Source organism: Microbispora siamensis (genome assembly GCF_016863095.1).
In the GTDB taxonomy this organism is placed as follows: Bacteria; Actinomycetota; Actinomycetes; order Streptosporangiales; family Streptosporangiaceae; genus Microbispora; species Microbispora siamensis.
In genome coordinates this window covers 115,869-138,814 of the sequence record NZ_BOOF01000002.1, presented here as the reverse complement: position 1 = coordinate 138,814, position 22,946 = coordinate 115,869, and the positions used below count along the sequence as shown (strand labels likewise).

23 protein-coding genes are annotated in these 22,946 nt (G+C 71.5%); 6 read left to right on the top strand and 17 right to left on the bottom strand.

Annotation, left to right across the window (positions count from 1 at the left end):
* Positions 1 to 24: 24 nt before the first annotated feature.
* Genes Msi02_RS02430 through Msi02_RS02420 form a run of 3 tightly spaced genes read right to left on the bottom strand, consistent with a single transcriptional unit; the run spans position 25 to position 2,128 of the window.
* A complete protein-coding gene (locus Msi02_RS02430; RefSeq protein ID WP_204046848.1) occupies positions 25 to 576 on the bottom strand; it encodes a hypothetical protein in 552 nt (183 codons plus the stop codon).
* Between the two features lie 60 nt (positions 577 to 636).
* Positions 637 to 1,251 (bottom strand): class I SAM-dependent methyltransferase, encoded by a 615-nt coding sequence (locus Msi02_RS02425; RefSeq protein WP_204046847.1) that lies wholly within the window; start codon positions 1,249 to 1,251, stop codon positions 637 to 639.
* A gap of 4 nt (positions 1,252 to 1,255) precedes the next feature.
* Entirely contained in the window at positions 1,256 to 2,128 is an 873-nt protein-coding gene (locus Msi02_RS02420; protein ID WP_079317753.1) for a LysR family transcriptional regulator, read from the bottom strand.
* 83 nt (positions 2,129 to 2,211) lie between these two features.
* On the opposite strand from Msi02_RS02420, the gene Msi02_RS02415 reads away from it, so the two are divergent.
* Positions 2,212 to 3,450 (top strand): MFS transporter, encoded by a 1,239-nt coding sequence (locus Msi02_RS02415; RefSeq protein ID WP_204046846.1) that lies wholly within the window; start codon positions 2,212 to 2,214, stop codon positions 3,448 to 3,450.
* A 312-nt stretch (positions 3,451 to 3,762) separates the two neighbouring features.
* Here the strand turns inward: Msi02_RS02415 and glnA are convergent, their stop codons facing one another.
* Entirely contained in the window at positions 3,763 to 5,187 is a 1,425-nt protein-coding gene (gene glnA / locus Msi02_RS02410) for a type I glutamate--ammonia ligase (RefSeq protein ID WP_079317708.1), read from the bottom strand.
* 169 nt (positions 5,188 to 5,356) lie between these two features.
* Complete coding sequence (locus Msi02_RS02405; protein WP_204046845.1) at positions 5,357 to 6,391, bottom strand: hypothetical protein; 1,035 nt, start codon at positions 6,389 to 6,391, stop codon at positions 5,357 to 5,359.
* A gap of 129 nt (positions 6,392 to 6,520) precedes the next feature.
* On the opposite strand from Msi02_RS02405, the gene Msi02_RS02400 reads away from it, so the two are divergent.
* The gene (locus Msi02_RS02400) at positions 6,521 to 6,982 is read left to right on the top strand and encodes an RDD family protein (RefSeq protein ID WP_204046844.1); all 462 of its coding nucleotides are present in this window, start codon (positions 6,521 to 6,523) and stop codon (positions 6,980 to 6,982) included.
* A 19-nt stretch (positions 6,983 to 7,001) separates the two neighbouring features.
* On the opposite strand, the gene Msi02_RS02395 is transcribed toward Msi02_RS02400, so the two are convergent.
* Positions 7,002 to 7,658 carry a response regulator gene (locus Msi02_RS02395; RefSeq protein WP_204046843.1) on the bottom strand — a complete coding sequence of 219 codons (657 nt, stop codon included), beginning with the start codon at positions 7,656 to 7,658 and terminating at the stop codon, positions 7,002 to 7,004.
* A 3-nt stretch (positions 7,659 to 7,661) separates the two neighbouring features.
* Entirely contained in the window at positions 7,662 to 8,681 is a 1,020-nt protein-coding gene (locus Msi02_RS02390; protein ID WP_204046842.1) for a HAMP domain-containing sensor histidine kinase, read from the bottom strand.
* Between the two features lie 336 nt (positions 8,682 to 9,017).
* On the opposite strand from Msi02_RS02390, the gene Msi02_RS02385 reads away from it, so the two are divergent.
* On the top strand, positions 9,018 to 9,476 hold the full coding sequence (locus Msi02_RS02385; RefSeq protein WP_204046841.1) for a CBS domain-containing protein: 459 nt from the start codon (positions 9,018 to 9,020) through the stop codon (positions 9,474 to 9,476).
* A gap of 232 nt (positions 9,477 to 9,708) precedes the next feature.
* Complete coding sequence (locus Msi02_RS02380) at positions 9,709 to 10,995, top strand: ArsB/NhaD family transporter (RefSeq protein WP_204046840.1); 1,287 nt, start codon at positions 9,709 to 9,711, stop codon at positions 10,993 to 10,995.
* 18 nt (positions 10,996 to 11,013) lie between these two features.
* On the opposite strand, the gene Msi02_RS02375 is transcribed toward Msi02_RS02380, so the two are convergent.
* The 4 genes from Msi02_RS02375 to Msi02_RS02360 all read right to left on the bottom strand — a co-directional run bounded on the left by Msi02_RS02375 (position 11,014) and on the right by Msi02_RS02360 (position 14,767).
* Positions 11,014 to 11,808, bottom strand: coding sequence for a class I SAM-dependent methyltransferase (locus Msi02_RS02375; RefSeq protein WP_239108044.1), 795 nt, complete (start codon positions 11,806 to 11,808; stop codon positions 11,014 to 11,016).
* Positions 11,809 to 11,813: 5 nt separating this feature from the next.
* The gene (locus tag Msi02_RS02370; protein ID WP_204046839.1) at positions 11,814 to 12,485 is read right to left on the bottom strand and encodes a DUF4191 domain-containing protein; all 672 of its coding nucleotides are present in this window, start codon (positions 12,483 to 12,485) and stop codon (positions 11,814 to 11,816) included.
* A gap of 29 nt (positions 12,486 to 12,514) precedes the next feature.
* Positions 12,515 to 13,456 carry a lipoyl synthase gene (lipA, locus tag Msi02_RS02365; protein ID WP_079317717.1) on the bottom strand — a complete coding sequence of 314 codons (942 nt, stop codon included), beginning with the start codon at positions 13,454 to 13,456 and terminating at the stop codon, positions 12,515 to 12,517.
* Positions 13,457 to 13,591: 135 nt separating this feature from the next.
* On the bottom strand, positions 13,592 to 14,767 hold the full coding sequence (locus tag Msi02_RS02360; protein ID WP_204046838.1) for a M48 family metalloprotease: 1,176 nt from the start codon (positions 14,765 to 14,767) through the stop codon (positions 13,592 to 13,594).
* 82 nt (positions 14,768 to 14,849) lie between these two features.
* On the opposite strand from Msi02_RS02360, the gene Msi02_RS02355 reads away from it, so the two are divergent.
* Both Msi02_RS02355 and Msi02_RS02350 read left to right on the top strand, forming a co-directional pair.
* Positions 14,850 to 15,503, top strand: coding sequence for a TetR/AcrR family transcriptional regulator (locus tag Msi02_RS02355; RefSeq protein ID WP_204046837.1), 654 nt, complete (start codon positions 14,850 to 14,852; stop codon positions 15,501 to 15,503).
* Positions 15,500 to 15,787 carry a DUF6204 family protein gene (locus Msi02_RS02350; RefSeq protein WP_239108043.1) on the top strand — a complete coding sequence of 96 codons (288 nt, stop codon included), beginning with the start codon at positions 15,500 to 15,502 and terminating at the stop codon, positions 15,785 to 15,787. Before Msi02_RS02355 ends, Msi02_RS02350 begins: the two co-directional genes overlap by 4 nt.
* A gap of 3 nt (positions 15,788 to 15,790) precedes the next feature.
* Here Msi02_RS02350 and lipB read toward each other — a convergent pair whose 3' ends face one another.
* From lipB to Msi02_RS02320, 6 genes are all read right to left on the bottom strand, one after another.
* The gene (gene lipB, locus Msi02_RS02345) at positions 15,791 to 16,462 is read right to left on the bottom strand and encodes a lipoyl(octanoyl) transferase LipB (protein WP_239108042.1); all 672 of its coding nucleotides are present in this window, start codon (positions 16,460 to 16,462) and stop codon (positions 15,791 to 15,793) included.
* A 2-nt stretch (positions 16,463 to 16,464) separates the two neighbouring features.
* Positions 16,465 to 17,205 (bottom strand): Type 1 glutamine amidotransferase-like domain-containing protein, encoded by a 741-nt coding sequence (locus Msi02_RS02340; protein WP_079317738.1) that lies wholly within the window; start codon positions 17,203 to 17,205, stop codon positions 16,465 to 16,467.
* Positions 17,206 to 17,239: 34 nt separating this feature from the next.
* On the bottom strand, positions 17,240 to 18,130 hold the full coding sequence (locus Msi02_RS02335; protein WP_204046835.1) for a TIGR01777 family oxidoreductase: 891 nt from the start codon (positions 18,128 to 18,130) through the stop codon (positions 17,240 to 17,242).
* 111 nt (positions 18,131 to 18,241) lie between these two features.
* Positions 18,242 to 19,747, bottom strand: coding sequence for a 2-oxoglutarate dehydrogenase, E2 component, dihydrolipoamide succinyltransferase (sucB, locus tag Msi02_RS02330; protein ID WP_204046834.1), 1,506 nt, complete (start codon positions 19,745 to 19,747; stop codon positions 18,242 to 18,244).
* A gap of 34 nt (positions 19,748 to 19,781) precedes the next feature.
* The gene (gene lpdA / locus Msi02_RS02325; protein ID WP_079313370.1) at positions 19,782 to 21,161 is read right to left on the bottom strand and encodes a dihydrolipoyl dehydrogenase; all 1,380 of its coding nucleotides are present in this window, start codon (positions 21,159 to 21,161) and stop codon (positions 19,782 to 19,784) included.
* Between the two features lie 154 nt (positions 21,162 to 21,315).
* Complete coding sequence (locus tag Msi02_RS02320) at positions 21,316 to 22,830, bottom strand: leucyl aminopeptidase (RefSeq protein ID WP_204046833.1); 1,515 nt, start codon at positions 22,828 to 22,830, stop codon at positions 21,316 to 21,318.
* Positions 22,831 to 22,946: the final 116 nt, after the last annotated feature.

Here is a 22,946-nt window from a genome sequence, read left to right as displayed (position 1 = left end):
CTCCGGATCCTGAGCGGGACGGCGTCAGTCGAAGTCGACGCAGACCGCGTACCAGCCGTCCGACAGGTGCTCGGCGCTGGAGACGTCGAGAACGCGCACGTCACCGACCGGCAGGTAGGCGAAGCCGCACTCCTCCAGCATGCCGCCCGAGCCGGCCACCCGAAGCTGGGTGGCGCCGTTCCAGCGCTGGACGCCGTCGATGGAGAACAGGCCGACGCGTTCTCTCACGCTCGCCCATTGTTCGTCTTCCGGCAGCGACCGCGCGTAGCGGGTGAGGGCCGGTTCGGAGACCAGGAAGGCCACTTTCATGGGAACGTCCAGGCTCACCAGTGCGAGGGTGAGGGCTCCGGCGAGGGGCGGCACGAGGGCCCAGAAACTGCGCCTGTAGTCCCGGAAGAAGAGGAGGACCAGCCACATCAGCCCGGACAGGAACCACGCGGGTACGATCACCAAGGTCAGCGTGAAGCTGCCGCCGGGGCGAGCCGCGGCGACGATGGTCAGGGCATAAGCCGCGGCCATCGGCGTGGTGAGCACCAGGCCCCACCACCAATTCCCGTGCTTCACAGTGCCGGCCATCCTCGCATCCTGGCCCGGCAACCCCCGTCACAACTCGAAATTCCGGAAATCCGTGGATATCTAGTCGTCGGGCTTCGTCCAGGTCAGGGAGTACCGGCGGAGCACGTGCCGGCGGTAGCGCACGCCGGGCAGCAGGCGGCGTGCCGCCGCCCGCACCTGCCCGTAGCTCATCAGCGGTTCGGCCACCGGCATCCCCTCGGGCCCCCGCGCGCGGCGCAGCACCTTCGTGATCCGTACGACGGGGGCGGCCGCGATCGTCGCCGCCCACTCCGCGGGGGAGCCCTCGCGGGCCAGGCCGACCACCACCAGCGTGCCGCCGGGGCGCAGCGATTCGCGCATCCGGACGAGGGCCGCGTCGAAGTCCATGTGGTGGATCGTGGACACCGAGCAGACGAAGTCGTACCCCTCGACGGGCAGGGCGGCGGTGAGGAAGTCGCCCTCGACGAAGGTGAGATCCGGCTGACCGGCGGACAGTTCGCGGGCACGCGCGATCATCTCCGGTGATCTGTCGACGCCGGTGACGCGCTTGGCCCGGGTGGTCAGCTTCCGCGCGAGCAGGCCGTCCCCGCAGCCGACGTCCAGCGCGTCACCGCACCCTTCGGGGACGGCGCGGAGGATGCCCGGGTGTCGGGCGACGTTGGTGTTCCAGTACGGCTCCGAGTCGGCCTGGTGCATCTGATCATCCTAGGGCCGGCGTCATGACGAAGTCCCGGAAGCGGGTGGCGGGTGCGGCCGGGGCATGGTCCGTACGCCAGGTGAGGCCGATGGTGCGGCGGGCGGCCTCCGCCGCGATCCTGACGCCGACGGTGCCGGACTGGCCGGCGAAGGGCTCCGGCACGATGGCCACGCCGAGCCCGGCCGCGACCAGGCCCTCGATGGTCGCGAGGTCCTGGCTCTCGAAGGAGACCGCCGGGGACACCCCGGCGTCGCGCAGCAGCGCGTCGACCAGGGCGCGGTAACCGAAGCCGACCGGCGTGGTGACGAGGTCCTCGTCCGCCAACTCCTGGAGTCCCACCTCCTGCCGATCGCGTAGCCGGTGACTTGGCGGCACGACGAGCACCAGCCGCTCCTCCTGCAGGGGATGCCAGCCGAAGTCTCCGGATGGGCGCGGGGAGGTGATCGCGAGGTCGGCGGCCCCGGTACGCAGGTCCTGGACGATCTCGTGCGCCGGTTCCTGGCGCAGCAGGATGCGCATCCGGGGAGCGTGCTCGTGGAAGGAGCGCAGCAGCCGCGGGACGAGGGAGGTGGCGATGGAGTCGAGGAAGGCCAGGCGTACCACCCCGGTGTCCGGGTCGAGCAGGCTCCGCAGATCGGCCAGCAACTGCTCGTAGCGTGCCGTGAGGTCGCGCGCGGCCGCCACCACGAGTCTGCCGTTGGGCGTCAGGTGGACGCCGTCCGGCGCGCGCTCGAACACCCGGGTGCCGAGCTCGTCCTCCACCCGGGCGAGGGCGCGCGAGAGCGTCGGCTGGCTGGTGCGGAGGATGGCGGCGGTGTCGGTCACGTGCTGGTGGTCGGCGAGGGCGACCAGCCAGGCCAGGTCCCGGAGCAGCATGCCCGACATCATACGCATCACGTATCGGATCCGGCTGTTTTCAGCATTGGACGCATATCGCCAGGAAGCGCACAGTCGTTGGGGTGACCGCTGTTCTTGAGACCTCCGCCGTGGAAGGACATCTGCCGGGGACCACCGGGTACCGGCGGGTCGTCGTCGCGCTGTTCGCCGCCGGGGTGGCGACCTTCGCGCTGCTGTACAGCACTCAGGCGATCCTGCCCGAGCTCGCCGCGCAGTTCGGGGTGTCCACCGCGGAGAGCACGCTGAGCGTGTCGCTCACCACGCTCGGTCTCGGCGTCGCGCTGCTGGTGGCCGGCCCCCTGTCCGACGTCGTCGGACGCACCCGGCTGATCCATCTGTCGCTGACCGCGTCCGCCGTCGTCGCGGCGGCGTGCGCGCTGGCGCCCGGCTGGCCGGCGCTCATGGTCCTGCGGTCACTCCAGGGCATCACGCTGGCCGGGCTCCCCGCGGTGGCCACCGCCTATCTGCGCGAGGAACTGCATCCGTCCACGCATGCCCGCGCCGCGGGCCTGTACGTCGGGGGCACGGCGCTGGGCGGGATGGCCGGCCGCCTCCTGACTGGTGCCGTCGCCCAGGCCGCCGGCTGGCGCTGGGCCCTGGCCGCGGCCGCCGTACTCGGCCTGCTGTGCGCCCTGACCGTACGCGTGCTGCTTCCGCCCTCCCGGCGCTTCGCCGCGGCCCCCACGGGCGTACGCGCCCTGCTCCGCGGGAGCCTGCGCGCGGTGTCGGACCGCGGACTGCTGGCGCTGTACGGCATCGGCGGCTGCTCGATGGGCGCCCTGGTCGCGGTGTTCAACACCCTGGGTTTCCGGCTCGCGGGCGCGCCGTTCCACCTCGGTGTCGGAGCCGCCGGCCTGATGTTCCTCGTCTATCCCATCGGCTCCGTCAGCTCCGCCGTGTTCGGCAGGCTGGCGGACGGCTACGGGCGGCGGACCGTGACGCCGCTGGGCTGCCTGCTGGCCGTCGTCGGCGCGCTGGTCACGCTGTCGTCCTCGCTGCCGGTCCTGGTCCTCGGACTCGCGCTTCTCACCGCGGGGTTCTTCGCCGTCCACGGGGTGGCCAGCGGCTGGGTCCCGGCCCGGGCGTACGCGGGAGGGGTGTCCACAGGGCAGGCCGCGTCGCTCTACCTGTTCACCTACTACCTCGGGTCCTCCGTCTTCGGCAGCCTCGCGGGCCGCGCCTGGACGGAAGCCGGTTGGCCGGGCGTGGTCGCCCTCGCCATACTCCTGCTCACCGCCACCGGCGTCCTCGCCCTCCTGCTGCGCAGGACCCCCGCCCTGGGGGAGGGACGCTCCCGATGAGCGCGGCAGGCGGTGCTTCTCAGCGAGTGGCACCGGAACTGGTTGTCCCTTGGGCCTGTGAGCTGTTGCGGGTGCCGCGGGCTCTCCGTGCGAAGCGAGCTCGCTCCGCCTCCACCCATTGGGTGGGATCCTCGGCGTCGAATCCCTTGGTCACGCGGACAAGCCGCTCGCCGACATCGGGGGCCGCAGGGGGATCGCGCATGCGAAAGGCCATCGGCCGTGCCCTGGTGGAGGGCGGCCGATGGCCTTTCGTCACGACGCCGTCGCGTGCCCCGGGTGGGCGTTCCCCGCCCAGGGCAACAGCTCAGCGGATCACACGTCGTAGTAGAGCTCGAACTCGTGCGGGTGCGGGCGGAGGCGGATCGGGTCGACCTCGTTCTCACGCTTGTAGGAGATCCAGGTCTCGATGAGGTCCGGCGTGAACACGCCGCCCTCCAGCAGGTAGTCGTGGTCGGTCTCGAGCGCGTCGAGCACCTTCTCCAGCGAGCCCGGCACCTGCGGGATGTTGCGGGCCTCCTCCGGCGGCAGCTCGTACAGGTCCTTGTCGACGGGCTCCGGCGGCTCGATCTTGTTGCGGATGCCGTCGATGCCGGCCATGAGCATGGCGGCGAAGGCGAAGTACGGGTTGCAGGACGGGTCCGGCACGCGGAACTCGATGCGCTTGGCCTTCGGGTTCGAGCCGGTGATCGGGATGCGGACGCAGGCCGAGCGGTTGCGCTGCGAGTAGACCAGGTTGACCGGGGCCTCGTAGCCGGGCACCAGGCGGTGGTAGGAGTTCACCGTCGGGTTGGTGAAGGCCAGCAGCGACGGGGCGTGCTTGAGCAGGCCGCCGATGTAGTAGCGCGCGATGTCCGACAGACCGGCGTAGCCGACCTCGTCGTAGAACAGCGGCTCGCCGTCCTTCCAGAGGGACTGGTGGCAGTGCATGCCGGAGCCGTTGTCACCGAAGATCGGCTTGGGCATGAACGTGACCGTACGGCCCGCCTGGATGGCCGTGCTCTTGATGATGTACTTGTACAGCATCAGCTTGTCGGCCGTCTCGAGCAGCGTGCCGAACCTGAAGTCGATCTCGGCCTGGCCGGCGGTGCCCACCTCGTGGTGCTGCATCTCGGTCTCGATGCCGGCCTCGATGAGGTTGCGCACCATCTGCGAGCGCAGGTCGGTGAAGTGGTCCATCGGCGGGACGGGGAAGTAGCCGCCCTTGTAGCGGGGCTTGTAACCCAGGTTGCCGCCCTCGGAGGCCTTGCCGGTGTTCCAGGCGCCCTCGATGGAGTCGATGTAGTAGTAGCCGGCGTTCTGCCTCGTCTCGAAGCGGACGTCGTCGAAGATGTAGAACTCGGCCTCGGGGCCGAAGAACACGGTGTCGGCGATGCCGGTGCCCTTGAGGTACTCCTCGGCCTTGCGCGCGACGTTGCGCGGGTCGCGGCTGTAGGCCTCGCCGGTCAGCGGGTCGTGCACGAAGAAGTTGATGTTCAGCGTCTTGTGCTGACGGAACGGGTCGAGCACGGCCGTGGAGGGGTCGGGCAGCAGGAGCATGTCCGACTCGTGGATGGCCTGGAACCCGCGAATCGACGAGCCGTCGAACATGAGGCCGTCGGTGAAGACGTTGGGACCGAAGTTCTCGGACGGGAAGGTGAAGTGGTGCGTCGTCCCCGGCAGGTCCGTGAACCTGACGTCAACGAACTGCACACCCTCGTCCCGGATGAACTTGAGGACGTCATCGGCGGAGTTGAACACTCTCGAACCTCCCAGGGGCATGGGCTAGCAACCCGAAAATAGGCCGATGCCGTTTCCGCCCCATGTCTCGATTGTTTCGCGCGTGTTAAGGGAAAGCGCTACCCGGGCGGTCGCGGCGATAACGTCGGCCCGCCGTTCCCCGGGCTCCATCGTACGGCCTTATCGCAGGTCAGGTGCCTAACGCGGCCGGGCAGCGCGGCCCGGCGGAAACGCCGGAGACGCGGTCGTAGGGGTCGACCGGCGCGCCGGAGGGCCGCGCTCCCCGCGGGTCGCCGGGGAAGCGCGGATGAACGAATCCGTCATCCGGGTCGCAATTCGCACCGAAGAGCGCAGACTTGTCCGCGGCCAGCCAGACGACGAGCTTGCCGCCCTCCCGGTACGCCGAGAACTCGCTCCTGTGGTGCTCGACGACCCTCGTCACGGTCAGGGGTGCGCCGGGGCGGCTGACCGGGTGGACGAACAGGTAGTCCGTCTCGATCGTGACGCCTCCGCCGGCCCTCTCGGAGACCGTCGTCTCGCCGGAGACCTTCACGACGTCCCCCACCGGATCGGCCGTGTCCGGGGCGAGGCTGAACAGCCACGACCGGGTGCCGGAGGGGCCGCCGGCGTCCAGGTGGCGCAGGAACTCCTCGCGCTGCCGTGGATGCAGCAGACGGGCGAACTCCTCCGGGCGCTCACCCCGCACGGTGGCCGGATCGAGGTGCGCGGCCGACAGCAACCGCCGTACACGCTGCAGGGCCTGGCCGACCTCCTTCTCCGTGAGCCCGCCGAGCGCGCGGGCCGCGGGCATGGTCAGCCCCTGCTCCCCGTCGGCGTAGTCGACGGCGGGAGTGCCGGCGAAGGGACCGGCGGACGGCGCCGGGACGGGGCCGTGGTCGAACAGGCCCTCCTCGCCGTCGGGGATCGGCGTCAGCAGGGGCCCGGGCCGGGCGACCACCGGGCCGGAGATCATCAGGTCCTCGCCGCCTGCGGCCGGGCGGACGATGCCGAGCCTCTCCAGGACGTCGGGCCGCAGGACGACGACGAGCCCCACGAGCACGACCAGGCCCGCGATCACCGCCAGCACGGCCGGGCCGCGCCGCCGTCCCGGCGGTGACGCGACCGACTCCGCCGCCGCGGTCATCCTCCGGATCTCGTCCTCGCCGAACTGCGCGACCAGCGCCTCGAAGCGCGCGTCGATGTCATCGGGGTCCGCCGGCCGCACGGTTCCCTCCAAGCGCTTAGGTCGGAAACGATTCACGATATCGGGATTTAATGCGATAAGCCTGCCCATGATGTACGGCTTCGCGGCCGGACGCCAGACCGGTGACCCTCCCCGATACGCTGGGAAACCATGAGTGACCGGCAGCCGCGTTGGACGCAGACCTGGATGGGGGGCCCGCGGGCCGCCGGGGTGGACCTGGGCTATCCGGGGCAGCGCCTCGGCCTGCCCGAGCAGGGCCCCGGGGCGGTCGCGGGGTGGGGGCGCAGGATCGGCGCCGTCGTCGTCGACTGGCTGCTGTGCACCTGGGCCATCGCCGGCGGCCTGCTGCGCTTCCAGGGCAACGACATCGGCGCGGTCGGCCTCGGGATCTTCGCGGCGGAGTACGTCCTGCTGGTCGGCACGATCGGCATGACGCTGGGGATGCGCCTGTTCGGCATCCGCGTGGCCGGGCTCGACGGCGGGCGGCCGGCCTTCTTCGGCGTGCTGGTGCGCACTCTGCTGCTGTGCCTCGCCGTGCCCGCGCTCATCTGGGACCGCGACCGGCGCGGCCTGCACGACCGCGCGGGCGGCACGGTGGTCGTCAACCTCTGACTCCGCGGGGCGGCCGCGGTCACGGCTCGACGAGGCCGGCGCGGATGGCGTAGCGGGTCAGTTCGAGCCGGTCGCGCATGCCGAGCTTCTGCAGGATGTTCGCGCGGTGCCTGTCCACGGTCTTCACGCTGATGAAGAGCGTCTCAGCGATCTCCTTGGCCGAGTTGCCCTCGGCGATGAGTTTGACGATCTCCTCCTCCCGGGGCGTCAGGATGCTGTCCGGTATGCGCTCGCCCTGCCGGGCGCGCTGGAGGTAGTCGCGGATGAGGGCGGTGACCGCGCCGGGGTAGAGGAAGGGCTCCCCGCGCATCGCCGCCCGGCAGGCCTCCAGGAGGTCCTGGTCGGCGACCGACTTGAGCACGTAGCCCGAGGCGCCGGTCTTGAGCGCCTCGAAGAAGTACTGCTCGTTGTCGTACATCGACAGGATGAGTATGCGGATGCCGGGTGCGCGCCGCGAGATCTCCCGCGCCGCCTGGATGCCGGTCATGCGGGGCATCGCGATGTCCAGGATGGCGAGGTCGACCTCCTCGGCGCGGGCGGCCTCGACCGCCTCGGCGCCGTCGGCGGCCTCCGCGACCACCACGAGATCGGGTTCCGCGTCGAGGATCAGGCGCAGCCCGCGGCGGACCAGCGCGTGGTCGTCCGCCAGCAGGATGCGGGTTCTGCGGTTCTCCACGGCTCAGCTCTCCTTCACCGCGTGCGGAGGTACGACCAGGCGCACGTCCGTGCCGCCGCCGGGCGGGGAGTCGACGGTCAGCCGGGCGCCGATGAGAAGGGCGCGCTCGCGCATCCCGCGGATCCCCGCTCCCTCCGTGCGGACGCCCCCGCGCCCGTCGTCGGCGATGCGCAGCGTGAGCTGTCCCTTCTCCTCCCTGAGTGACAGCTCCACATGGCGGGCGTGCGAGTGCCTGGCCACGTTCGTCAGCCCCTCCTGGGCGATCCGGTAGAGGACGAGTTCGACCTCTCCGCTGAGGGCGGGCAGGCCGCTGTCGACCTCACGGGTGACCGGGATCCCGCTGGCCTGCGAGAAGTCGCTGCTGAGCGCGCTCAGCGCACTGTGCAGCCCGAGGTCCTCCAGGACACCGGGCCGCAGCCGTCTGGCGACCTGCCGCACCTCGTCCAGGCTGGCACGGACCGTCTCCTGGGCGGAGCACAGCTCGTCCTTGAGCTCCTCCGGCGCCCGGTCGACGACGCGCTTGAGCGCCAGCAGCGCCACGGTGAGGCTCTGACCGATCTCGTCGTGCAGTTCGCGCGCGATCCGCTGCCGTTCCCCCTCCTGCGCGGCCAGTGCGTACGCGCTGCTGGCGCTGCGCTCGGCCTCGAGGCGTTCGAGCATCTCGTTGAACGTGCCGATCAGTTGGGCGAGATCGCCGTTGCCGCTGTCGGTGAGCCGGTCGCCCGTCCTCAGCAGGTCGACCCGCCGCATGAGGGTGGTGAGCGCGTCGAGCGGGGCCAGGCTCTTGCGGATCAGCAGCGCGTTGGCCGCGATGATCAGGGCCAGCCCCACGGTCAGGACCGGTATCTCGGCCAGCAGGACCGGTGAGGACACGGTGGCCGGGGAGAGCGCGAGCACGAAGGTCCCGGCGGTGAAGACCAGTCCGTTGATCGCGAACAGCCGCCAGAACAGGGCCCTGGCCGGGTGCCGCGCCCGCGGCGCCCTCGTCTGCCGGCAGGTCTGCGGGTCGGTGCGCTCGTTCACGGCTCACAGCCTGTTCGTCCTCGTACGCGGGTGTCCATGCGGGGTGCCCCCCATCGTGCGGGCGTTCCTACATGTCATACCTCTCCCGATATGGGTGCCGGACCCGATGGTGCCGGCCCACGCCCTCTCGAAGACTGGAACAGAGGCGACGACGGACGGGAGAAGGAGACGCGATGGCGGCGAACGTACCCCGATCCCGGCCCTCGCCGACATCCTGCACAGCAGGCCCGTCCTCGATCGGCTCGCCCATCTCGAACGCCGCTTCGCCGAGTTCACCGAAGCGGCCCGGTGACCATGCAGAGAACCGTACGTCTCCCCGATCGATGTGGTGACCTGATGCGAGCGCGCGATGTCGTTGTGAACCTGCCGACGGTGACCGTCCACGACCCCGTCGCCCGGGCCGTACGGATCATGGTGCTGAACCGGATGCCGGGGTTGATCGTGGTGGACGACAGGAGGCGGCCGGGGTGGGTGCTTCCCGGCACGCAGGTTCTGCGTCTCGCGGTTCCCGGGGCCTTTCAGGAGGATTCGGCGCTCGCGCGGGCGATCGACGAGGCCCACGCCGACCGCTTCTGGCAGGAGCTGGCCGGCATAACGGTGGGAGACTGCCTGCCGTCCCAGCCGCCCAGGCCGGTGACGGCGCCCCTCGACGCCACCCTGCTCGAAGTGGCCGCCCTCATGACCCGGCTCCGCAGCCCCATCGTCGCGGTCGTCGGCCGCGACGGCACCCTGGCGGGGGCGATCACGCTGGAGCGGCTGCTCACCAGCCTGGCGATTCTCCCGCCGGGTGACTGACCGCCACGAGTGAGCCCGCGAGTGAGCCGCGAGTGGGCCGCGGGCCGCCCCCGCCCTCTTCGGTCGCAGACCCCGTCGCGTCTGTCACGTGGCGTCATGCGACATGTCCATGATCCGGAGGTTTCGTCATTCACCGCTTCGCCATGCCGTCGTCGCGGCGCCTTCCCACCGGGACGCCGCACCGGGACTCCTGCCGCCGCGCGCTGACCGCCGGACCCCCGGGGCGCCGCACGTGAGCGCGGTCGTCTCCTTCACAATCTTCCTGGTGGCCTTCGTCTTCATCGCGTCGGAGAAGGTGCACAAGGTCAAGGTGGTTCTCGTCGCCGCGGGCGCGATGGCCGTCCTGGGGCTGATCCCCGGCGACGAGGTGTTCTTCTCCGAGACCGCCGGCATCGACTGGAACGTCGTCTTCCTGCTGCTCGGCATGATGATCATCGTCGGCGTCGTCAAGCACACGGGGGTCTTCGACTACCTCGCCATCTGGGCGGCGAAGAAGTCCAAGGGCCGGCCGTACCGGCTGATGGTCATGCTCATGGTCATCACCGCGATCGCCTCGCCGTTCCTCGACAACGTCACCACGATCATGCTCGTCGCACCGGTCACGGTGGTCGTCTGCGACCGGCTACGCATCCCGGCTCAGCCGTACCTGATCGCCGAGGTCCTCGCGTCCAACATCGGCGGTGCGGCGACGCTCATCGGCGACCCGCCGAACATCATCATCGGCAGCCGCGCCGGGCTGACGTTCAACGACTTCCTGGCCCACATGGCACCGGTCGTGGTCGTCATCTTCGTGGTGTTCGTGCTGCTCACCCGGGTGCTCTTCCGCACGTCGTTCCGCTACCGGCCGGAGCGGGTGGTCGCGGTGATGGCGCTGCAGGAACGGCGGGCGATCACCGACCCGCGCCTGCTCGCGCGGTGCATGATCGTGCTCGGCGGGGTCGTCGCCGGGTTCTGCCTGCACGCCGTGGTGCACGTGGAACCGTCGATCGTGGCCCTGGTGGGCGCCGGGGTGATGCTGCTGGTGTCCCGCGCCGACGTGCCGGAGGTGCTGAGGGAGGTCGAGTGGAGCACCCTGGTCTTCTTCATGGGCCTGTTCGTCATGGTCGCCGGGCTGGTGAACACGGGTGTCATCGCGACGATCGGCGGCTGGGCCGTCGGTGCGCTCGGCGACGACCACTTCCTCGCGGCCACGGCGCTGCTGTTCGGTTCCGGCGTGCTGGGCGCGTTCTTCGACAACATCCCCTACGTCGCGACGATGGTGCCCGTCGTCGAGGAGATGGTCGCCCAGGCCCCGGACGCGCGGACCGGGCAGGCGCTGTGGTGGTCCTTCGCACTGGGGGCCGACTTCAGCGGCAACGGCACCGCGGTGGCGGCGAGCGCCAACGTCGTGGCCGTCGGCATCGCCGCCAGGACCGGCCACCGCATCGGCTTCTGGCAGTTCACCAAGTACGGCGTCCTCGTCACCGCGCTGAGCATCACGATGGCCTGGGTGTACGTCTGGGCGCGTTACTTCGTCTGACGCCGCCCCCGCCGGGTCCTACGACGCGGGCCTGACGCACTGGAAGATCGCCGTGCCGGGGAGCAGGCGGCCGCGCAACGGGCTCCAGCCGCCCCACGTGCGGTCGTGGCCCGGCGGCCACTCCGGCTCGGTCAGGCCGGTCAGGACGAGGCCGGAGGCGGCGATCAGGCCCACCCAGTCGCCCATCGTCCGGTGGTGCTCCACGTACGACGGCTCGCCGTCCTCGCCGAACTCGACGTACGGCGAGCGGTCGAAGTAGGGCCGGTCGGCGGTCAGGCCGCCCGGGCCCGGATCGTCGGGGAAGGCCCATCGCACGGGGTGGCTGACGGAGAACACGAACCGCCCGCCCGGCCGCAGCACCCGGCGCACCTCGGCCAGCACGGCCCCGGCGTCCGCGACGAACGGCAGCGCGCCGTAGGCCGAGCACGCGAGGTCGAACGACTCGTCCGCGAACGGCAGCGTCTCGGCGTCGGCCTGGACGACGGGCAGCCTCATCCCGGCGGACATGTCGATCCGCCGGGAGTGCTGCAACTGCCGGTAGGACAGGTCGACGCCGACGACCGTCGCGCCGCGCCCCAGCAGCCACCGGCCGCACTGGCCGGCGCCGCACCCGATCTCCAGAATCCGGCGCCCCGCCACGTCGCCCAGCAGCCGGGCCTCGGCCTCGTCCAGTCCCTCGGGGCACCACACGAAGCCGTCGTCGCGCAGGAACCCGCCGTGCTCGGCCTGGTATTCGTCGGCCGCGCCGTCCCACCAGCCCCGGTTGGCCCGGGAGGTCTGCGACCGGGAGACCGGCCGCCTTCCCACATCCAACGCGATCAGCGCATCTTGGGGCCGCGCGGCATCCGGGCGCCCTTGGGGATGGGGCCCTTCGGCATCGGGATGGCCGGGGTGAGGGCGCGCATCCGGTTGTTGACCTCGGACACCGCGCCCTTCTTCAGGTTGCGGGGCAGCTTCATCATGTGCCGCTGGAGCTTGGCCAGGGGGACCTGCCCCTCCGCGTCACCGCACTGGACGTCGTACACGGGCACGTCGACCGCGACCCGCTGCACGCGCTTCTTCTCCGCGACGAGCATGCGCTGCACCCGGTTCGGCGGGCCCTCGGAGACCAGGATGACCCCCGGATATCCGACGACCCGGAAGACGAGGTCCTGGTCGCGGTTGACCGCGACCGGCTTCTCCTCGACGTACCAGGTGCCGCGCAGGCTCTGCAGGATCGCGTACGTCGCCCCCGGCTGGCCGTGGAGCATCGAATACTGCGCCTTCTGCGCCAGCCGGCTGAAGACGATCATCCCCACCAGTACGGCGGCGAAGACGCCGAACACGATCCACGTCCAGCTGAAGATCACGCCGATGACGACGAACAGGACGAGCGTGCCCAGAGCCGACGCGTAGACGATCGGCATCCCCTTGGGGTTCGCCTGCTGAATGATCTGTGCGACCATCCGGAGCTGCTTGAGGCGTCCCGGAGCCGCTGCGTCTTTCGCCATGGTCTGAAGGATACAAACGCCGAGCTGACTTAATGAAAACGAGACTCTCCCACGCGGGCGGCGATCGCCTGCTGGTACAGGCGGCCGGCCCGGTAGGACGAGCGGACGAGCGGGCCGGACATGACGCCGGCGAAACCGATCTCCTCGGCCTCCCGCTGGAGCTCCACGAACTCCTCGGGCTTGACCCAGCGGTCCACGGGGTGGTGACGCGGGGTGGGACGCAGGTACTGCGTGATGGTCACCAGGTCGCATCCGGCCTCGTGCAGGTCGCGCAGCGCCTGGGTGATCTCCTCGCGCTCCTCGCCCATGCCGAGGATGAGGTTCGACTTGGTGACCAGCCCGGCCTCGCGGGCCAGGCTGATGACCTGGAGCGATCGCTCGTAGCGGAACGCGGGCCGGATCCGCTTGAAGATCCTGGGCACGGTCTCGATGTTGTGCGCGAAGACCTCGGGCCTGCTGGAGAAGACCTCCTCGAGCTGGCCGCGGTCGCCGTTGAAGTCCGGCACGAGCAGTTCGACGCCGCAGCCGGGCACCATCTCGTGGATCTGCCGGGCGGTCTCCGCGTACAGCCAGGAGCCGCCGTCGGGCAGGTCGTCACGGGCGACACCGGTCACCGTGGCGTAGCGCAGGCCCATCTGGCGCACCGACTCGGCGACGCGGCGCGGCTCGTCCCTGTCGTACTCGGCCGGCTTGCCGGTGTCGATCTGACAGAAGTCGCAGCGCCGGGTGCACTGGTCACCGCCGATGAGGAAGGTGGCCTCGCGGTCCTCCCAGCATTCGGAGATGTTGGGACAGCCCGCCTCCTGGCACACGGTGTGCAGCCCCGCGCCCTTCACCAACGACTTGATCTCGTTGAAGTTGGGGCCGTTGCGCAGCCGCGTCTTGATCCACGGCGGCTTCTTCTCGATGGGGGTCTGGCTGTTGCGCACCTCCAGGCGGAGGAGCTTTCGGCCTTCAGGAGCGACGGTCATTCGACTTCCTTCGCAGCACTCCGCGGCAGCGGTCCGCGGGCCCGGGGTCCGAGCGGGAGCACGCGGCCCTGCGCCGTACGCGGGCCTGCGTGCCTGTCGGAACGCTCGTTCACGAGCCCAGCTTATTACCTGCCCTCAGGTGATCCGGGACAGCTCCCGGACCGTCCGCGCGAGGTGGCGCGACAGCTCGGCGTCGATCCGGTCGGACTCGCCGGAGCCGAGGCCCACCGAGCCCTCGTCGACGCCGGCCGACTCGAGGAGGACGGCCCGCAACGCCGTCGGCGGCTCCGCCTGCCAGGCGGCCTGCCCGGCCAGGGAGTCCTCCCGGCGCGCGGCCACCAGGCCGGGGTCGGTGTCCCTGGAGAGCACGGCGCCGCGGATCTCCTCGGCCGTCTCCCCGCGCCTGGCCGCGGCCATCACGGGGGTGAGGCGGCTTTCCCCCATGGTGAGCGCGTCGACGTACTCGACGACGGCCCGCGACGAGACGGCGCGGGCCGCGACCTGGTCGGCGTAGTAGACGGCGTGCTGCGACTGGGCGGAGACGAGCCGGCGCAGCGCGAGCTCGGCGAGGAACAGCGGCCACGCCAGCACCCAGCCGGTGACCTTGCCGATCGCCTGCGACGCCATCCTGCCTGCCGGAACGCCGCTGTGTACGTCCAGGTGGGGGTCGCCGAAGTCGCGATAGCGGTCCACCCGCATGCCCATCAGGGCGTGCCGCCACTCTCCCGTGGTGGCGAGGGCGGACGGGACGAACAGGCCGCGGCCGGGGTCGCCGCTCACCTCGCGCGCGAGCTCCGCGCCGAGCATGCCCGCCCGCTCGCGCGGCGTCAAACTGAGCAGCAGCGGAAGGCCGACGAGCAGCACGGGCCGCCGCCGTATCCCCGCCCGCAGGTGGGCGCACCAGAAGAGGCGGTCATGCAGATAGATCGCGGCCGGGGGCGCGGCGCCGACGGCCCCGGAGATCCGGTCGGCGGCCTCGAACAGGGCGGGCGCCTCCGCCCTGGTGACCTCCTCCGCGCCGTCCGGGAGCCGGACCGTCCGCGGCCTGGTCAGGATCGCGATGGCGACGAGCACGCCGCCGAACAGCCAGCCGAGCACGTTGCCGTGCCAGTTGACGACGATGAGGACGCCGCCGGCCAGGATGGCGGCGGTCACCGCGTGGACGACGGCCGACAGGGCGAAGGCGGCCAGCCTGGCGGCCGGCCGGCCGGGTCTGTCCAGCCGCCGGCCCCGCAGCCGGAGGAACCTCCTCCTGGCGTCACGGGGGAGCAGATCGGCACGGACCTCGCCGGGGGGTGAGGAGAGGGTCATGCCGCGAGTATCTCCGAGGCCAACCCGCTCGGCGAGACGCCGAAAACTGCAATCGATTGCAAATTTGCAGTAGAGTTCAGAAATGGCCGAGGGACTTCGGGAGCGCAAGAAACGGCAGACCCGGCGGCGCATCGCCGAGGTGGCGGTCGGGCTGTTCGTGGAGCGCGGCTTCGACAACGTCACGATGGCCGAGGTCGCCCAGGCCGCCGAGGTCTCCGTGAACACCGTCTACAACTACTTCCAGGCCAAGGAGGACCTGGTGCTCCCGCCCGAGGAGGCGTCGCCCCGGAGGCTCGCCGACATCGTGCGGGAGCGGCCGCCGGGCGAGTCGGCGGCCGTCGCCGTGCTGCAGCGCCTGCGCCGGGAGATACGCGGGCGAGAACGCGTGGTCGGGCTGAGCGCGGGATTCGGGCGCGTGCTGGAGATGATGCGGGCCGCCCCCACGCTGACCGCCCGGCTGGAGGACCTCGGCCGCCAGATGACCGACGCGCTGGCGGTCGCGCTGGCCGAGGAGACCGGCGCCGACGCCGGCGACCCGCTGCCGCGCGTGGTCGCCTGGCACATCGGCTGCCTCCACTCGCTTGTGTACGCCGAGATCGGGCGGCGTACGACGGAGGGGGAGAGCCCGGACGCCATCGCGGCCGCCGTGCTGGAGTTGCTCGACGTCACCGAGAGCCTCCTGGGCGAGCGCGTCCGCACCTATGCCGTACGAGAGGGACGACCGTGTTCAGAGTGACGATCAGAGGAAAGTTCAAGGGCCTCGACGACGCGGGCCGGGCCGCCGTGACGGCGGCGGGCGGCACCGCCTACACCGAGGGCGGCACGTTCACCCACGACGCGAGCGTGTCCGCCTTCACCTTCCGCTGCCAGGTGCCCGCGGGGCCGGACGACGGTGAGGACGAGGCCGCGCTGGGAGCGATGACCGCGCTGGACGCGCACGGGCACCCGTACGAGATCCTGCGGGTCGCGGTGACCGACATGCGCCAGATCAAGATCCGCCGGAAGGGCCGCGGCGCGTAGCCGTCAGGCGAGATCCTCCTCGTACAGGTCGTACGGCTCCTCGCCGAGGGCCTCGGCGAGGCGCTTGCCGGCGAACGGGATGACCTCGTCGACCGTGATCCGCCGGCCGGTCTCGGCCGCCAGCGACGTCACCCCGGCGTCGTCACCGGCGATGCGGGTGTACCAGCTCAGGTCGTTGACGCAGTTGAGCGCGAAGCCGTGCATGGTGACCCCGCCGGAGACCCGGATGCCGATCGTGCCGAGCCTGCGGTCGGGCAGCCCGTGCGCGGGGTCGCCGGGCACCCACACTCCGCCGCGGCCCTCGACCCGGCGCGCGGTCAGCCCGAAGTCGGCGCAGACCTGGATCAGGACCTCTTCCAGCAGCCGGATGTAGGAGACCACGTCGCCGATGCGGATGATGGGGTAGCAGACGAGCTGCCCCGGACCATGCCAGGTGATCTTCCCGCCCCGGTCCACGTCGATGACCGGCGTGCCGTCGACCGGCCGCTCGTGCGGCAGCGTCCGCTTGCCCGCCGTGTAGACGGGGGCGTGCTCCAGCATGAGGCACAGGTCGGAGATCTCGTCGGCCGCCCGCCGGGCGTGCAGCCGCCGCTGCAGGGTCCACGCCTGCTCGTACGGTACGTCGACGCCCAGGCGGACGATGGCCACGCCCTTCACGTTCCCATCGGCCTTCACGTTCACAGAGTAGAGGTGAGCAGCCGGGGCTCGATACGCAGCTCCTTGACGGCGGGGCCGTCCCGCTCGATCCGGTAGGCGTACCCCTCGGGGTCGGTGGTCACGGCCTGGATGAACTCCGTGCCCACGTAGTGCAGCGCCACGCCCTCGTCGGCGGCGTACCCCTCGGGCAGCTCGCCCGACGCGACCGACTCGTGCAGCAGCGCCCGCCGCTGGGGGTCGGAGTTGTAGTGGACGCCGCAGGAGTAGGGGAGCAGGCCCAGCCCCTCGGCCCAGGGCCGCAGCCTCGGCCCGAACGAGTCGGTGTTGCCGCCGACGTGCCAGCACAGCGCGCCGGCGCTCTGCCCGGACAGCACGACCCCCGCCCGCCACGCCTCGGCGAACGCCTCGTCCAGGCCGTGCAGCCGCCACAGCGCGGCGAGGTTGGCGACGCTGCCGCCGCTCACGTAGATCGCGTCCTGCTCCAGGATCCACTCGCGGGGATCCTCGACGTTCGGCATCGGGAAGACCGTCAGGTGGCTCACCTCGACGTCCCAGCGGGAGAACGCGCCGTACATCTTGAGCAGCCACTCGGCGTCGTCGCCGGTGGCCGTGGCGAGCAGCCCGAGCTTGGGGCGGTCCTGACCGGTCAGGTCGAGGACGTAACGCAGCAGCGCGGTCGGCTCGATGAACCCGTACCGCTCCGACTGCCGGAATGATCCGCCTCCGATGGCGACGATGTGCGACTGCCCGATGCGGCTCATGCGCATCACTCCTGTTCCCGGATCGAATGACTCTTTAGAGTACGGCGGCCAGCGCCTCGCCGATGGTGGGATGGGCGAACCGGTGACCTGCGTCGAGCAGCCGCCGGGGGAGCACCCGCTGACCGGCGAGCAGGGCCTCCTCCGCGAACTCCCCGAGCGCCAGGCGCAGCGCGAGGCGCGGGGCCGGCAGCGGCATCGTCGGGCGGCGCAGCGCCCTGGCGAGCGCGGCGGTGTACTCGGCGTTGGTCACCGGCTCGGGAGCCGTGAGGTTCACCGGCCCCGCCAGTTCGTGCGCGAGCAGGAAGCGGACCGCGTCCACCCAGTCGGGCAGCGAGATCCACGAGACGTACTGCCTGCCGCTGCCGAGCACGGCGCCCGCGCCCATCTTGAAGATCGGCAGCATCCGGGCGAGCGCGCCGCCCCGGCCGCTGAGCACGAGACCCGTGCGCAGCGGCGTCACCCGCACGCCCGCCTCCGCGGCGGGCGCGGTGGCGGCCTCCCAGCCGCGCACCAGGTCGGCCAGGAAGCCCGTGCCTCCCGGCGCGGACTCGTCCACCGCGCGATCCCCGGTGTCGCCGTAGAAGCCGATCGCGGAGGCGGACAGCAGCACCCGCGGTCCGCCCTCGGCGCGGGCCAGCGCCTCGGCGAGGGTGCGCGTGCCGCCGACCCGGCTGTCCACCAGTTCCCGCTTGTACGCCTCGGACCACCGGCGGTCGCCGATCCCGGCACCGGCCAGGTGGACGACGGCGTCCGCGCCCTCCAGCGCCCCGGGGTCGAGCACGCCGCCCGCCGGGTCCCAGAAGCGCTCGTCCGGCCCGGCGGGCGGGCGCCGTACGAGGCGGCGCACCTCGTGCCCGTCGGCGCGCAGCGCGCGCACCAGGGCCGTTCCGAGCAGTCCCGAGGAGCCCGTCACCACTGTCGTCATCGTCTCCACGCACGGGTCACTACCCGGAAACGCAGGGGGCCGCCCCGCGAAGCGCGGGACGGCCCCGATGGCGTCCAGGCGGTACGGCTCGCGCCGCCCCCGGGCGTACGGCTACGCCAGGCCGAGCTGGGCCTCGAAGCGGCCCTCCTCGAGACGGTGCTTGATCGTCGTGAGGAAGCGGGCCGCGTCGGCGCCGTCGACCAGGCGGTGGTCGTAGCTGAGCGCGAGGTAGACCATCGAGCGGACCGCGATGACCTCGCCCTCCGGGGTGTCCACGACGACCGGGCGCTTGACGACCGCGCCGGTGCCCAGCATGCCGACCTGCGGCTGGTTGAGGATCGGCGTGTCGAACAGCGCGCCCCGGCTGCCGGTGTTGGTCAGCGTGAACGTGCCGCCGGTGATCTCGTCCGGGCTCACCTTGTTGGTGCGGGTGCGCTCGGCGAGGTCGGCGATCTTACGGGCGAGCCCGGCGATGTTGAGGTCGCCCGCGTTCTTGATCACCGGGACGAGCAGGCCGCGCTCGGTGTCGGTAGCGAAGCCGAGGTGCTCGACGTCGAAGTAGGTGACCTCGTTGGTCTCGCTGTTGATCGTGGCGTTCAGCTTCGGGTGCTGCTTGAGCGCCTCGACCGCGGCCATCGCGAAGAACGGCATGAACGACAGCTTCACGCCCTCGCGCCGCAGGAACTCGTCCTTGGCCCGGTCGCGCAGGCGCGCGATGCGGGTGACGTCGACCTCGACCACGGTGGTGAGCTGCGCCGAGACCTGCAGCGACTCGACCATGCGCTTGGCGATGGTCTGCCGCAGGCGCGACATCTTCTCCGTACGGCCGCGCAGCGTGGTGTCCACCCGCACCTCCGACGCGGCGGGCGCGGCGGCGGCCGGGGCGGCGGGCGCCTGGGCCGGGGCGGGCGCCGCCTGCGGGGCCGCGGGAGCGGCGGCAGCGGCGGCGGCCTGCTCGCGCTGGACGCGGGCGGCCTCGATCACGTCCTGCTTGCGGATCCGGCCGCCGACGCCGGTGCCGGTCAGCGAGTCGAGGTCGACGCCGTGCTCGGCGGCGAGCTTGCGGACCAGCGGCGTGACGTACGGGCCCTCGCCGGACGAGGGCAGCGGGGTCGGCTCGCTCGGCTGCGCGGCCGGGGCGGGCGCCTGCGGCTGCGGAGCCGGGGCCTGCTGGGCCGGAGCCTGCGGGGCCGGCGCGGGCGCCGGGGGCACCGGCTGCGGCGTCACCACGGCGGGCGCGGGCTGCGGGATCGACGAGATCGGCGCGGCGGGGGCGGGCTCGGGCGCCGCCGTCTGCGCCGGGGCCGGAGCGGGCTCCGGCTCGGGCTGCGGAGCGGGAGCCGGCGCCGCCGGCTCGGCGGCGGCCGGAGCGGCGCCCGCCTCGGAGTCGATCAGGGCCAGCTCGGCGCCGACCTCGACCGTCTCGTCCTCGGCAACGATGATCTTGGTCAGGTAGCCGGCGGACGGCGAAGGGATCTCGGTGTCGACCTTGTCGGTCGACACCTCGAGGAGCGGCTCGTCGGCCTCGACGCGGTCGCCTTCCTTCTTCAGCCAGCGTGTGACGGTGCCCTCGGTAACGCTCTCGCCGAGCTGGGGCATGGTTACGGAGACCGGCATGGTGTGTTCTTCTCTCGCGTTCGCTAGGAGGGCTTCAGTTGTGGACGTGCAGCGGCTTGCCGGCCAGGGCCAGCATGGCCTCGCCGAGAGCCTCGGACTGGGTCGGGTGCGGGTGGATGAGCTGGGCGACGTCGGTGGCCGTGGCCTCCCAGTTGAAGATCAGCTGAGCCTCCGCGATCAGCTCGCCCACCCGGCTGCCGACCATGTGGACGCCGAGCACCCGGCCGTCGCGCTCGGCGACGACCTTGACCTCGCCCTGGGTCTGCAGGATCTTGCTCCTGCCGTTGCCGGCGAGGTTGTAGTTCAGCTCGACGACGTCGTGGCCGCGCTCGCGGGCGACCGACGTGGCGATGCCCACCGACGCGACCTCGGGCTCGGAGTAGGTGATGCGCGGAACGCCGTCGTAGTCGATCGGCACCGGGTTCAGCCCGGCGATGTGCTCTGCGACCAGGATGCCCTCGGCGAAGCCGACGTGGGCGAGCTGCAGCGTGGGGATCAGGTCGCCCACGGCGTACACGCCCGGCACGCTGGTCTGGCAGAACTCGTTGACGAGCACGTAGCCGCGCTCCATCGTGACGCCGTTCTCCTCGTAGCCGAGGCCGGCCGAGACCGGGCCGCGGCCGACGGCGACGAGCATGATCTCGGCGTCGAGGGTCTTGCCGTTCTCCAGGGAGACGACGACCCCGGTGTCGGTGGTCTTGACGCTCTCGAACCGGGCGCCCAGCTCGTACTTGATGCCACGGCGGCGGAAGGCGCGCTCCAGCAGCTTGGAGCTGGACTCGTCCTCCAGCGGCAGCAGGTGCGGCAGCGCCTCGACGATCGTGACCTCGGCGCCGAACGAGCGCCAGACGCTGGCGAACTCGACGCCGATGACGCCGCCGCCCAAGATGACGACCGAGGACGGGACGCGGTCGAGGACCAGCGCGTGGTCGCTGCTGATCACCTTCTCGCCGTCGATGTCGAGGCCGGGCAGCGACTTCGGCACCGAGCCGGTCGCCAGCACGACGTTGCGGCCCTCGTACACCTGGTCGCCGACCACGACGCGGTTGGGACCGGCCAGGCGGCCCTCGCCCTCGACCACGGTGATCTTCTTGCTCTTGATGAGCCCGGCCAGGCCCTTGTAGAGGCCCCCGATCACCTTGTCCTTGTACGCGTGGACGCCGGGGACGTCGATGCCCTCCAGCCGGGTGCGGACGCCGAACGACTCGCCCTCGCGAGCCTGGTCGGCGAGCTCGGCCGCATGCAGCAGCGCCTTGGTGGGGATGCAGCCGCGGTGCAGGCAGGTGCCCCCGACCTTGTCCTTCTCGATGAGGACGACGTTCATGCCGAGCTCGGCCGCCCGCAGGGCACAGGCGTAACCACCGCTACCGCCACCTAGGACGACGATGTCGTAGGGGCCGCTGCCATCAGCCACTGGAATGCTCCTTGGTCGTATTCACACCGCCGGATGGGCCCGGCAGCATCTTTTCACTTGTCCCGGAAGATCGTGGCCCCGGCCCGGGCCCACGCGGGCACGCCGCGGCGGAGCCGTCTTCCGTTGTCGAACCACCCGCACGGGCTCTTTCTGGTTAAACAGCCTGCGCGGACGTGCCGTTCCCCGCGTAGCGCTCGGCGACGGCGACGAGCGTGCGGGTCAGCGCGCCGGTGCCGCCCTTGGGCGTGTAGCCGTGCGGCTCGCCCTTGTTGAACGCGGGCCCGGCCATGTCCACGTGCGCCCAGCGGACGCCCGCGGGGACGAACTCCCGCAGGAAGATGCCCGCGGCGAGCATGCTGCCCCACCGCTCGGGCTGGAGGTTGGCGATGTCGGCGACCGCGGAGTCGAGCCCCTTGCGCAGCTCGGCGGGCAGCGGCATGCCCCAGGCGCCCTCGCCCTGCTCGCCGGCGATGCGGACGATCTCCTCGCGCAGCGCGTCGTCGTTGGCCATCACGCCGGCCGTACGCCATCCGAGCGCCACGATCTGCGCGCCGGTCAGGGTGGCGACGTCGATGATCACGTCGGGCTCGTCCTCGACGGCGCGGGCGATGCCGTCGATCAGCACCAGGCGGCCCTCGGCGTCGGTGTCGAGCACCTCGACGGTCTTGCCGCTGTAGGTGTGCAGGACGTCGGAGGGGCGCTGGGCGCTGCCCGAGGGCATGTTCTCGGCCAGGCAGAGGTAGCCGACCGCGTTGACGCGCAGGCCCAGCCGGGCGATCGCGACGAGCGCGCCGAACACGGCTCCGGCGCCGCCCATGTCCGACTTCATCCAGTCCATGGAGGCGGAGGGCTTGAGCGACAGGCCGCCGGAGTCGAAGGTGATGCCCTTGCCGACGAACGCGACCTTCTGGGACGCCTCGGGGTGGCTGTAGGCGACGCGGACCAGGCGGGGCGGGTTGACCGAGCCCTGGCCGACGCCGATGATGCCGCCGTAGCCGTCCTCCTTGAGCCTGACCTCGTCCAGCACCTCGACCGACAGGCCGGCCGCGCCGCCGGTCTCCTGGGCGATCTCGGCGAAGCGCGCGGGCCACAGGTCGGACGGCGGCGTGTTCACCAGGTCGCGGACGAGGGTGACGGAGTCGGCGAGCGTCGCCGCGTGCGCGACGGACTCCTCGGCCCCGGCCGCGCCGGACAGGACGGTAAGCTCGCCGACCGGCGGCTTGAGGTCGCCGCCGGTGCGATAGCGCGCGAAGTCGTAGGCGCCCAGCAGGCCGCCCAGCGCCACGGCCTCCGCCTCGGCGGCCGTACGGGCGGGCAGGGCGAGCGCGGCGGACGGCGTGCCGGCGAGGGCGCGGACGGCCGCTCCGGCCGCGCGGCGCAGGGTTTCCAGGTCGTAGCCGTCCTCGTCCTGCGGGACGTCGCCGAGGCCCACGGCGACGGCGACGGGCGCCGGTAGCGCCCCGAGAGTCGGGAACTTGACGACCTCTTCGGCCTTGCCGGTGAACCCCATTGTGGTGAGGATCTCGGCGAGTCGTCCGTCCAGGGCCTGGTCGAGGCCTTCGCCTCCGGGAGCCGGGCGTGGACCCTCCGGGGTCGTGTGGACGCCGATTATGAGAGCACTGGTCTCGATGGAGACCGCGTCAGATGCGTTTATGCGCACTGTGGTCACGTGAGCCGATGCTAGCTGGGCTTACTCGGCTACGCATAAACGAGGGTTCATCCTACCTATCGGTAATCGCGATGATGCCAATGAAAGTAGCACCATCGCGATCTTCCGGGCGTATG

Bases quoted from the DNA above. Each gene is read 5' to 3' on its own strand.
- Msi02_RS02430 (WP_204046848.1), bottom strand. From the start codon at position 576: ATGGCCGGCACTGTGAAGCACGGGAATTGGTGGTGGGGCCTGGTGCTC.
- Msi02_RS02425 (WP_204046847.1), bottom strand. From the start codon at position 1,251: ATGCACCAGGCCGACTCGGAGCCGTACTGGAACACCAACGTCGCCCGA.
- Msi02_RS02420 (WP_079317753.1), bottom strand. From the start codon at position 2,128: ATGCTGCTCCGGGACCTGGCCTGGCTGGTCGCCCTCGCCGACCACCAG.
- Msi02_RS02400 (WP_204046844.1), top strand. From the start codon at position 6,521: ATGAGTGACCGGCAGCCGCGTTGGACGCAGACCTGGATGGGGGGCCCG.
- Msi02_RS02385 (WP_204046841.1), top strand. From the start codon at position 9,018: ATGCGAGCGCGCGATGTCGTTGTGAACCTGCCGACGGTGACCGTCCAC.
- Msi02_RS02370 (WP_204046839.1), bottom strand. From the start codon at position 12,485: ATGGCGAAAGACGCAGCGGCTCCGGGACGCCTCAAGCAGCTCCGGATG.
- lipA (WP_079317717.1), bottom strand. From the start codon at position 13,456: ATGACCGTCGCTCCTGAAGGCCGAAAGCTCCTCCGCCTGGAGGTGCGC.
- Msi02_RS02360 (WP_204046838.1), bottom strand. From the start codon at position 14,767: ATGACCCTCTCCTCACCCCCCGGCGAGGTCCGTGCCGATCTGCTCCCC.
- Msi02_RS02355 (WP_204046837.1), top strand. From the start codon at position 14,850: ATGGCCGAGGGACTTCGGGAGCGCAAGAAACGGCAGACCCGGCGGCGC.
- Msi02_RS02340 (WP_079317738.1), bottom strand. From the start codon at position 17,205: ATGAGCCGCATCGGGCAGTCGCACATCGTCGCCATCGGAGGCGGATCA.
- Msi02_RS02335 (WP_204046835.1), bottom strand. From the start codon at position 18,130: ATGACGACAGTGGTGACGGGCTCCTCGGGACTGCTCGGAACGGCCCTG.
- sucB (WP_204046834.1), bottom strand. From the start codon at position 19,747: ATGCCGGTCTCCGTAACCATGCCCCAGCTCGGCGAGAGCGTTACCGAG.